Annotated in this window: 7 protein-coding genes; 3 read left to right on the top strand and 4 right to left on the bottom strand. The window is 63.9% G+C overall.

All coding sequences use genetic code 11. The annotated features are described in order from the left end of the window. Window positions 1–238: 238 nt before the first annotated feature. Window positions 239–484 carry a helix-turn-helix domain-containing protein gene (locus F8D48_RS10810; protein ID WP_151431985.1) on the top strand — a complete coding sequence of 82 codons (246 nt, stop codon included), beginning with the start codon at window positions 239–241 and terminating at the stop codon, window positions 482–484. 68 nt (window positions 485–552) lie between these two features. On the opposite strand, the gene nifJ is transcribed toward F8D48_RS10810, so the two are convergent. Next, window positions 553–4,338 (bottom strand): pyruvate:ferredoxin (flavodoxin) oxidoreductase, encoded by a 3,786-nt coding sequence (nifJ, locus tag F8D48_RS10805; RefSeq protein WP_151431983.1) that lies wholly within the window; start codon window positions 4,336–4,338, stop codon window positions 553–555. A 193-nt stretch (window positions 4,339–4,531) separates the two neighbouring features. On the opposite strand from nifJ, the gene F8D48_RS10800 reads away from it, so the two are divergent. After that, window positions 4,532–5,650, top strand: coding sequence for a virulence RhuM family protein (locus tag F8D48_RS10800; protein ID WP_151431981.1), 1,119 nt, complete (start codon window positions 4,532–4,534; stop codon window positions 5,648–5,650). Window positions 5,651–5,757: 107 nt separating this feature from the next. On the opposite strand, the gene F8D48_RS10795 is transcribed toward F8D48_RS10800, so the two are convergent. Together F8D48_RS10795 and oxc are read right to left on the bottom strand one after the other, a co-directional pair. Then, a complete protein-coding gene (locus F8D48_RS10795; protein WP_240806325.1) occupies window positions 5,758–6,819 on the bottom strand; it encodes an AEC family transporter in 1,062 nt (353 codons plus the stop codon). Window positions 6,820–7,061: 242 nt separating this feature from the next. Beyond that, complete coding sequence (gene oxc / locus F8D48_RS10790) at window positions 7,062–8,843, bottom strand: oxalyl-CoA decarboxylase (protein WP_151431979.1); 1,782 nt, start codon at window positions 8,841–8,843, stop codon at window positions 7,062–7,064. Window positions 8,844–9,064: 221 nt separating this feature from the next. Between oxc and F8D48_RS10785 the strand changes: the two genes are divergently transcribed. Then, window positions 9,065–10,162 carry a cation diffusion facilitator family transporter gene (locus tag F8D48_RS10785; RefSeq protein ID WP_170272807.1) on the top strand — a complete coding sequence of 366 codons (1,098 nt, stop codon included), beginning with the start codon at window positions 9,065–9,067 and terminating at the stop codon, window positions 10,160–10,162. Window positions 10,163–10,461: 299 nt separating this feature from the next. Here F8D48_RS10785 and F8D48_RS11720 read toward each other — a convergent pair. After that, window positions 10,462–10,743: hypothetical protein (locus F8D48_RS11720; RefSeq protein ID WP_205717388.1), on the bottom strand; the 282-nt coding region annotated here is incomplete at its 5' end.

Below are 10,743 nucleotides of genomic sequence, written 5' to 3'. Positions count from 1 at the left end.
GTATGATCGCGCATGGAGGGTCCTTCCTCTCCGTCTCCGGCCTAGACAACCCGAGAGGATACAGGAGGGGCCCTCTTCCTGTGGCACAGGGGAGCGACCCGGAATCCGGACAAAGTTAACTCACACCTCAATGTTGGCATGCTGGTGTTCTCTGGTATCATGTACTCGTTGTCGGCAATTTTTCGCTATGCGGCATTGCTACAGCAGTTAAGCGACGATACCGTATGAAGGCTGTCCCATGCGTATTATTTCCAGGCTTGATCGGGTGATGGCGGACCGCAAGATGTCCGTGAACGAGCTGTCTCGTCGTATCGAGATTTCCCCGGTGAACATCTCCCGCATTCGCACGGGCCGTATCAAGGCCATTCGCTTCTCCACCATGATGAAGATCTGCAAGGAACTTCACTGCCAGCCCGGCGATCTCTTCGAGTTCGATCCCGACGGCGTTGACCCCAACGCCGAGCAAGGCGACGGGGAGGAGTAGGCCCTTCCCGATGAGCCTGATCGAGCCCCTCAAAGGACCGAAGGGGCTCTTTTATCATGCCATAGTTTTTAAGCCTCGGGCTCGTACACCTTCACGGTGCGCTCCAGCTCGGTGTACTCGCGGGCGAGGTCTTTGGAAAGCTCGCTGTGCAGCGTGCGTGCGCGGGCCGGGTCGCGGGCGAGCAGCGAGGTGAAGCGGTCCTGACGGTTGAGGAAGTCGTCCAGGTGGCCGTCGGGGGCCCGGTAGTCCACGGTCAGGGGGTCGTGTCCTGCGGCAGCCTGCTGAGGGTTGAAGCGGAACAGCGGCCAGTAGCCGGCTTCCACGCCTTCCCGGGCCACGCGCAGATTCGTGCTCATGCCGCCCTTGATGCCCCAGCTGATGCACGGGCACAGGGCGATCACGATGGAGGGGCCGTCGTAGGCCTCGGCCTCGCGCAGGGCGGCGATGGTCTGCCCCATGTTGGCACCGAGGCACACCTGGGCCACGTACACGTACCCGTACTGCATCATCATGCGCCCCAGATCCTTGCGAGGCGTGGGCTTGCCGTCCAGGGTGAAGCCGGACACGCTGGAGAGCTCCGTGGCCTTCGACATCTCGCCGCCGGTGTTGGAGTAGCCCTCGGTGTCCAGCACGAGCACGTTGATGTTCTCGCCCGAGGCCAGTACCTCGTCGAGGCCGCCGAAGCCGATGTCGTAGGCCCAGCCGTCGCCGCCCACGACCCAGACGCTCTTGGCGCCGAACATCTCCCCGTAGTCGAGGATCTCATCGGCCAGGTCGGCCGCGGGGCTTTCGGGGGCCAGGGAGTGCCGTTCCGCGCGCAGGGCCGTCTGGGCGGCCTGGCCCGCCCCATAGGCCAGGGCGCTGTCGTCGGCCACGGCGAGCCAACCGCTCAAGAGCGCGGTGGTGGCGGGGGAGAAGACGGGGCCAGTTGACTCTTCTGAGCGCTCTGCCCCGTCCTCCGCAGGGGCGCGTTTCAGCCCGTCCAGGGTCGCAACCGGTACGGCGCTGGCGCATTGCTCGGTACCACTTCCGGCCGAGGGACGACTGAGGTTGCCCCCTACGGAGACGGCCCGCGCGGTGCCCGCGTTCTCGCCTGTTGCTCCCACGGCTCGCTTCACGAGGTCGGTAAGATGGCGCCGGCGCACCTTCACGGCCTTGGCGATGCCGTAGCCGAATTCCCCGTTGTCCTCGAACAGGGAGTTTCCCCAGGCCGGACCGTGACCGTTCGGCTTCACCGTGTAGGGCATCGAGGGCATGTAGGCGCCCCAGATGGACGAGCAGCCCGTGGCGTTCGCGATGATGAGGCGGTCGCCGAACAGCTGGGTGAGCAGCTTCACGTAAGGCGTCTCGCCGCAGCCGCCGCAGCAGCCGGAGAACTCCAGCAGCGGTTTCTGCAGCTGGGTGCCGGGAACGGAATCGGTGGGCACGCGGTCGTCCTTCAGCGCGATGTTGGCCTGGGCGAAGGCGAGGTTCTCCTTTTGGGTGGCAAGTTGGCTGGCCAGCGGTTGCATGACAAGGGCCTTGCCCGGGGCCGGGCAGTTGTCGGCGCAGCTGCCGCAGCCCACGCAGTCTTCCGGGTACACCTGAATGCGGAAGGCCATGCCGGCCAGTTGCGGAAGCCGCGCGGGCTTGGTGGCGAAGGCGGTCGGCGCGCCGGCGAGCTCGTCGGCTGTGGCCACGTAGGGGCGGATGGCGGCGTGGGGGCATACGAGCGAGCACTCGTAGCACTCCACGCATTTGGTGGCGTCCCAGGCGGGAATCTCGTAGGCCACGCATCGCTTCTCGCAGGCAGCCGACCCGGGCGGCACGATGCCGTCGGGGGCCAGGGCGCTCACGGGCAGCTCGTCGCCGCGCAGTTCGTCCAAGGGGCGGAAGACGTTCTCGATGAAGGCATCCTCCCCGGGCACCGACCCTAGGCGCACGGCCGGGGCGGTCCCGGTACCGGCGGCGTAGTCGCTCGGCGCGGCACCATCGTCGCGGGCATGCTCCCAGCTTTTCGGGTAGCCGATTCTCACGAGGGCATCTGCAGCCTTATCGATGGCCTGCTGGTCGCGGGCCACCACATCGGCTCCCTTCGAGGCGTACACGGTAGCCACGTTCTCCTTTAGCAGCTGCACCGCCTCATCGAAGTCCATCACGCGGGTCAGGCGGAAGAACACCGTCTGCATGATCATGTTGATGCGCGGGCCCAGCTCCTCATCGGCGGCCAGCTTGGCGGCATCGATGACATAGAAGTCGGCGTGCTTGGCGGCAATGGCGCGCCGCAGCTTCGCGGGGAGCGCCGTATCCAGTTCATGAACGGTGGTCCAGGGCGCGTTCAGCACGAAAGTGCCCCCGTCGCGCAGGCGATCGAGCATAGGGTAGCCGCGCTTCACGTAAATGTCCTTGTGGCAGGCCAGGTAGTCGGCGCTCGTGATAAGCCAGGGTTCGTGCACGGGCGCGTCGCCGAAGCGCATGTAGGAGATGGTGAGGCCGCCCGATTTCTTCGAGTCGAACCAGGAGTACTCCTGCACGAACTTGCCCGCGGCATCGCTCACGATGCGGGCCGCCACTTTGTTGGCGCTCACGGTGCCGTCGGAGCCGAAGCCGTAGAAGACGGCCTGGGTGAGTGGCTGGGAGGGCGTGGGCTCCCAGGCGGGCACGGGCAGCGACAGGTGGGTCACGTCGTCGTTGATGCCCACGGTGAAGCGCGTCTTCGGCTCGGGTGCGGCCATGGTGTCGAAGACCGCTTTGGCTTGAGCCGGCGTGAACTCCTTGGAGGAGAGTCCGTAGCGACCCCCGATGACGCGCACGTTCGGGCGCACGGCGGCCACGGCGGCCTGCACGTCCAGGAAGAGCGGCTCGCCCAAGCTGCCCGGCTCCTTCGTGCGGTCCAGCGCGCACACGACGCGCGCGGTGGCCGGCAGGGCCGCCAGCAGGTACTCGGCTGAGAAGGGGCGGTACAGGCGTACCTTCACGAGGCCCACCTTCTCGCCGGCGTCCACGAGGGCACGCACGGTGGCCTCCACGGTCTCGCAGCTGGAGGCCATGGTGACGATGACGCGCTCGGCATCGGCGGCGCCCACGTAGTCGAACAGGTGATACTGCCGTCCGCACACGCCTGCCAGCGCGTCCATGGTCTTCTGCACGATGGCAGGCAGCGCGTCATAGGCGGCGTTGGGGGCCTCGCGGTTCTGGAAGTAGATGTCGGGGTTCTGGGCGGTGCCGCGGATGGCGGGATGCTCCGGGTCCATGGCGCGGTGGCGGAAGGCGCTCACGGCCTGCCAGTTCACGAGCGGCCGCATGGTTTCGGGGTCGATCACGTCGATGGTCTGCACCTCGTCGGAGGTGCGGAAGCCGTCGAAGAAGTGCACGAAGGGCAGGCTCCCCTCGATGGCCGACAGGTGCGCCACCCAGGAGAGATCCTGGCATTCCTGCACCGAGGCCGAGCCCAGCATGGCCACGCCCGTGGCGCGCACGGCCATGAGGTCCTGGTGATCGCCGAAGATAGACAGCGCGTGGGCCGCCAACGAGCGCGTGGTGACATGGAACACGCCGGGCAGCATCTCGCCGGATATCTTGTACATGTTGGGGATCATGAGCATGAGGCCCTGGCTCGCCGTCATGGTAGTGGCGAGCGCCCCGCCGGCCAAACAGCCGTGCAGCGTGCCGGCCACGCCCTTTTCCGACTGCATCTCCTTCACCACTACCGGGTGCCCGAAGAAGTTCTCGCGGCCCGCAGCCGCCCACGACTCCACCTTCTCGGCCATGTGCGAGGCCGGCGTGATGGGGAAGATGGCCGCCACGTCCGACAGCGCATAGGCCGCACTCGCCGCCGCCTCCATACCCGTGACCGCTCTGCGCTGCGTGCTCATGGGAGCTCCTCTCACGTATTCAGCTGATGAAACAAAGTTCAGTTTAGAAGGAGTCCGATTGCCTTGTGGAACCAAGGGGCCATTCGTAGGGCAACCGTGAGGTCTCCGATTCCCTCGGGGTATTTGTTGCAATGAGCCGTAAACGTTGTACGATAGCCTTACGCAAGAGTACTTCAGTATAGAGGAGCGGGTTATGGCGCGAAAAAGAAAAGTCGAAGAGGGCGAGATCCTTGGCGTTGACCTGCGAAGCAGCTCGGCGGAGTTTCTTGCCTTTACTGCGTCAACGGGAGAATCGGCGGTTGAGGTTCTCTTCACGAATGAGATGATTTGGGCGACCCAGAAGATGATTGCCGAGCTTTTCGATTGTAGCGTTCCGAATGTCTCACGGCATCTTAAGCAGCTGTATGTAGATGGTGAGCTTGGCAAAGAGGCAACCGTTAAGAAATTTTTAACAGTTCAAACCGAAGGTGATCGCGAGGTGGAGCGCGAAAGGCTGTTCTATCGCCTCGATGCTGTCATCGCCGTCGGATATCGGGTCAACTCTGTGCGGGCTGTCCAGTTTCGGCAATGGGCCACTGCCATTCTTGCGGAATACACCATCAAGGGTTATGTGATGGATGATGAGCGAATGAAGGACGGCGCTTTTCTCGGCGAGGATTATTACGAGCATCTTCTCGAAGAAATCAGGGAAATCCGTTTGAGCGAGAGGCGGCTTTATCAAAAGATCACTGATATTTACGCCACATCGATTGACTATAACCTCGACGCTCCGACCACACGAAGGTTCTTCGCTACTGTTCAAAACAAAATGCATTATGTCGTTCACGGAAACACTGCGGCAGAGCTCATCATGAATCGCGCCGATGCGGAACAGCCACATATGGGGTTGAGAACTTGGCGCAATGCGCCTGCGGGGAAAATTCTTCGATCCGATGCGGTGATCGCGAAGAACTATCTCAATAAGGACGAGGCAAAATCGCTGGAGCTCATTGTAACTATGTATCTAGATTATGCCGAGCGCCAAGCCATGAAACGTATCCCTATGACCATGGAGGATTGGGCTGCTCGGTTGGATGCGTTCCTCAAATTTAATGAAGAGGATGTTTTGGACAATCCCGGGAAGGTGGCTGCGGAGGTCGCGGAATCCTTTGCCTTGAGCGAGTTCGAGAAATACCGCATAGTTCAAGACAGCCTATTCGAGAGCGATTTCGACCGTTACATAGCCTATCAGCTCACGCTTCCCTTTAGCGAGGAGCTAGACAGGGCAGCAGCTCTTCGCCGATCCAGTGGAGGCGGGGTCGATGCAGATTGAGAACTGTGAATTTGTAGACTGAGCCCATTCTTCTGCAAGAAAGCCCGCCTGCACCCTTGTTGGGAGGGCAGGCGGGCTTGGGGAGCAGTTCCGGGGTTGGATGCCTCCTATGCGCCGAACATATGCTCGATCATGGGGGTGACGACGATCCAGAGGGGCATGGTGGCGGCGAAGGCCAAGGTGGACACGGCCACGGTGGAGGCGCCTTCGCGGACGTAGATGTTGTAGCGACTGGAGATGATGATGCCGGAGAACGCCGGGGGCAGGGCGATGGCCAGCACGAGCATCTGCAGCATCACGCCGTGGATGCCGCATACCAGGCCCAGCGCCAGGCCGACGGCCGGGGTGAGCAGGTTGCGGTAGAACACGTTCCAGATGGTCTCCTTGCCCAGGCTGAACTTCACGGTGGACAGCGCGATGCCGGCGGCGAACACGGCCAAGCCGGAGTTGGCCTTGGCGATGAGGCTGAAGCAGGGGTCCAGCTCGGCGGGGAACCGAATGCCGACGAGCACCATGACCACGGCCAGGATAGGCACCCACACCACCGGCTGCTTCAGCGACTTGATGACAGCATCCAGGTTGGAGTTGTGGGCCTTCTTTGCCGGCGCGGGCGCGGCAGGAGCGCCCTTGCCCGCGATGGCGGCCGTGCCCGTGGCGGCGAGCTTCGTCTTGCCGGTACCCTTTTCGGCCTCGGCATTCAAGCCCTTGTTTACCAGGTAGAAGCCGATGGGGATGGTGATGGCGTTCACGATGATGGCCACGATGGCCACCACGAGGCCCGTTTGGGTGCCGGTGCCGAACACCGGGTCCAGCACGGCGAAGCCCAGAAAGCCGATGGTGGGCGATCCTGCGATAAGAGCGCAGACGCCGGCCTCGGCGATGTTGTGCTTGAACATCTTCCAGCACAAAAAGAAGCTGAGCATGAACATGCCGATGACCACGACCAGGCTCACGAGGGTGAGGGGAAGGTCGCTGAACAGCATCTCGCGGGTTGCCTTGGTGATGGAGAGAAACAGCGCGGCCGGCAGGGCGATGTCCAGCACGACCTTGTTCAGGCCCTGCATCTGGTCGTTATCGAACTTGTGCAATTTACCGCCGAGGTAGCCGAGGATCATGATGGCGAAGATCGGCAGGATGTCGGCGATGATGATGGTACCGATGTCTCCCATTTTGGGCCTTCTTTCTCGGTTGATGTTAGCTTGGGACTCTGCGCCGGTCGGGGCCGTGGGGCACCTCGATTCGCTCTGCAGTCCTCGCTTTGGAGAACAGGACGTTTAGTCCTGTTCTCGTCGCTGCGGAACTCGCTCGGTCGAGGCGCCCCACGGCCCCTCTACACTCGGTCATTGTCGAGGGCGCATTCGACATGGCTCGTGGGGAAGGGGAGACATGTCGGCCGCAGTTGATGCCTTCCTTAATCGACGAGTTTGCCGCCTTCGCGGTGCTCGGCGAGGTCTTCCTGCTCGTTGCCGACGAGGGGGCCGGTGACGGGCTGCGGGTTCAGGTAGGTGATGTGGCCCGATTCCTTGCCCGCGTGGATGGACAGCTCGCAGCACACCAGGGTGGGCTTGCCGCTGGCCACACCCTCGGCCACGTACTGCTGCACCTCGGCGGGGGTGGTGGCGTAGTAGCCGGTGCCGCCGAAGGCTTCCATCAGCTTCTCGTAATGGGCGCAGGCCGCAAGCGTCAGCGGCGAGGGGTCGCCGTCGGTGCCGAGGTTCTTGAAGTCGCCGCGGTAGATGCCGCCGTTGTTCAGCACCACCACGGTCACGGGCAGGTTGTAGCGGCAGATGGCCTCCACTTCCATGCCGTCGAAGCCGAAGGCGGAATCGCCGTGGATGGAGATGACGGGCTTGCCGGTGGTCACGGCCGCGCCGATGGCGTAGGGCAGCCCCACGCCCATCACACCCCAGGTGCCGCAGTCCAGGCGGTGGCGGGGCAGGTACATGTCGATGATGTCGCGGCAGTCGTCCAGGGCGTTGGCGCCCTCGTTGGCGATGTACACGTCGTGGTTGGCGTCGGTCACCTTCTTGATGGCCCCCAGGGCGTTATAGTGGTTCATGGGCACGGTGCCGACCGTCTCGGCCCCGCCGAAGCGGGCGTTGTTCTTCGCGGAATCGGCCTGGATGGCCTCAAGCCAGGCGGGGTCGGCCTTGAAGGGATGGGCGGCCAGGTAGTCGTTGAACAGTCCCACGGTGGATTTCAGATCGCCCACCACGGGGGCTGCGATGTAGCGGGAGTTGTCGATCTCGGTGGGGTCGATGTCCACCTGGATGAACTTCACGTTCTCGTTCCAGTGCTTGCCCTTGCCGAAGTTCAGCATCCAGTTCAGGCGCGCGCCGAGCAGCACCACCACGTCGGCCTCGCGCATGGTCATGCCGCGGGCGCTGGCGGCGTTCTGCGGGTGGTTGTCGGGCAAAAGGCCCTTGGCCATGGACATGGCCAAATACGGTGCCCCGGTGGCTTCCACGAACTGGCGCACCTCGTCGTCGCACTGGGCGTAGGCTGCGCCCTTGCCCAGGTAGATGAGGGGCTTCTGAGCGCTGGCCAGCACGGCCATGGCCTCATCGACGACGTGCTGGGCGGGAATTTGGGCCGGGGCCGGGTCGTTCACCTTGTACAGCAGGCCCTCGGCCACGGTGGCGTCGATGGTCTGGCCCAGGGTGTCGCCGGGCAGGTCGATGTACACGCCGCCGGGCCGCCCCGAGCAGGCGGCGCGGATGGCCCGGGCCACCACGAGCGGAATGTCCTCCACCTTATCGACCCGGTAGGCGGCCTTGGCGAAGGGCTTCGCGTAGTTCAGCTGGTCGAGCCCCTCGTAGTCGCCCTCGCCCAAGTCGATGAGCTCGCGGGACGACGAACCGGCCATCATGATGACGGGCCAGCCGTTCTCGGTGGCCTCCTTCAAGGGCACGATGCCGTTCAGGAACCCGGGGGCCGACACGGTGAGATACAGGCCGGGCTTGCCGGTGATGAAGCCCTCGGCTGCAGCGGCGTTGCCCGCGTCGGTCTCGTGGCGCATGCCGATGTAGCGGATGCCCTTGGCCTGGGCGATGCGGGCCACATCGGTCACGGGAATGCCGATGACGCCGTACATACGGTTCAGGTCGTTCTTCAACAGCGATTGAACCAGCATGTGGAACCCGTCGGTGAGGTTGGTACTCGCGGCCGGCGCGGCCGTGGAAGTGGTAACCATGGATGCCTCCTGAAAGTGAGCGTGGACAGGGAGAAGCGGTGCTTCTCTACGGAATATAGTCCGCACTCGCGGCCTGTTTCGGCTGCTGGAGGCCGCTGTTGGCGGGAGGTTGCCGAACTGCATTGGAAAGGCTACGTGGTAAGCATATAGGGCGGCGGGGGCGAGGGCTATAATCGAAGCTGAGCCGAAAGGGCGCACATAATATAGCGAAGGTGATGGTCATGGATCGCGAGCGGGAGATCGTTAGGGCGAGCGTATACGGCATTGCGGGCAATCTGCTGCTCGTGGCATTCAAGCTGGCCGTGGGATTCGTGTCCCATTCCATCGCCATCATTCTGGACGGCGTGAACAACGCCACCGACGCCCTGTCCTCCATCGTGACCATCGTGGGCACGAAGCTGGCCGGGCGCCGCCCCGACCGCCGCCACCCCTTCGGCTACGGGCGTGTGGAATACCTGACGAGCGTGGTCATCGCCGTTATTATTTTAGTGGCCGGCGTGGTTTCGCTGCGGGAATCGGTGGTGAAGATCATCCATCCGGGCACGCCGAGCTACTCGGTCGTCACCATCGCGGTCATCGTGGTGGCCATTCTGGCGAAGATCGCCATCGGTATCATGTTCAAGCGCTTCGGCGACAAGACGCAGTGCGAGGCGCTCATCGCCTCGGGGGTGGACTCCAACTACGACGCGGTGCTGTCGGCGGGCACGCTGGTGGTGGCCGCGGCCCAGAACCTGTGGGGGCTCAACATCGACGGCATCGTGGGCCTTATCATCTCGCTGGTGGTATGCAAGGCCGGCATCGAGGTGCTGCGGGACGCCCTGGGCCCCATCATCGGACTGCCCGAGGACAAGAAGCTGGTGAACGCCATCGCCACGTATGTGAACGGATTTCCCGGGGTGCGGGGCACCTACGATATCGTGCTGGACAATTTCGGGCCCAACGAGGTGCTCGGCGGCCTACACATCGAGGTGGACGATGCCACCGACGCCCGCCAGATCCACGAGTTGACGCGCAAGATCACCGAGGGGCTTGCGGAGAAGTTCCATATCCGGGCCATCGTGGGCATTTACGCGGCCAACAGCCAGGGGCAGTTCGCCGATATGCGCGCCGATCTGCAGAAGATCGTGGCAGAGGAGCCGGCCATCGAGCAGGTGCACGGGTTTTACGTGGATACGGCAGACGCCACGGTGTACTTCGACATGGTGGTGGACTTCTCGGCCGATGGGGAAGCGGTGCGCGACGCGGTGGTGAGGGCGCTGGCGGCGCGGTACCCGGATTACTCCTTCGATGTGGTGATCGATACGGACTACGAGGAATAGGGTGCTGTCCGGTTCCCGCGCGGGAGGGGTGCGTTCGCGGCCGACTTCGCGCTGGTTCCCGCCGCGAACGCGGCTAGGGAAGCAGAGGGGATGACGCACATCAGTCGGTACTGTCCCCGTATCGTTGGTGCTGGCGTGGAATCTGCTTCTCTTGGGCCGCGTTCTCCGCGGGGCGCTCAGACGGCCGCGAACGCACCCCTCCCGCGTGGAGGCCTGCTTGATGTCGGCTGGATGGTTGGGCATAAAGAGAGGGAGCCTTTTGGGCTCCCTCTCTCGGTGTCTATTTGCCTTGTTGGCGGTTACGCCTGGGGCTTGTCGTTAGCGGGAGTCTCCTCCACGATGGTGACGCTGGCCTGGGCGTCCTCGATGTAGTTGTCGGGCACGACGACGGCCGGCTCGGCGGCGGCTACCTCAGCGGTGACGGCCTCGGTGGCCACTTCGGTGGCGGGGGTCACAGGTGCGGGGTCGGACACGAGGGTCTCGGTGGCAACGGGCGCGGCCGCGGGGGCCGCGGGGGCCTGTGCGACGGCCGGCTGCTGAGGGGCGGCCGGCTGGGTCGGCACCTGGGGGGAGGCGGGGGC

It is taken from the genome of Adlercreutzia muris (assembly GCF_008831045.1).
In the GTDB taxonomy this organism is placed as follows: Bacteria; Actinomycetota; Coriobacteriia; order Coriobacteriales; family Eggerthellaceae; genus Adlercreutzia; species Adlercreutzia muris.
This window is presented reverse-complemented; position numbering and strand designations above follow the sequence as displayed.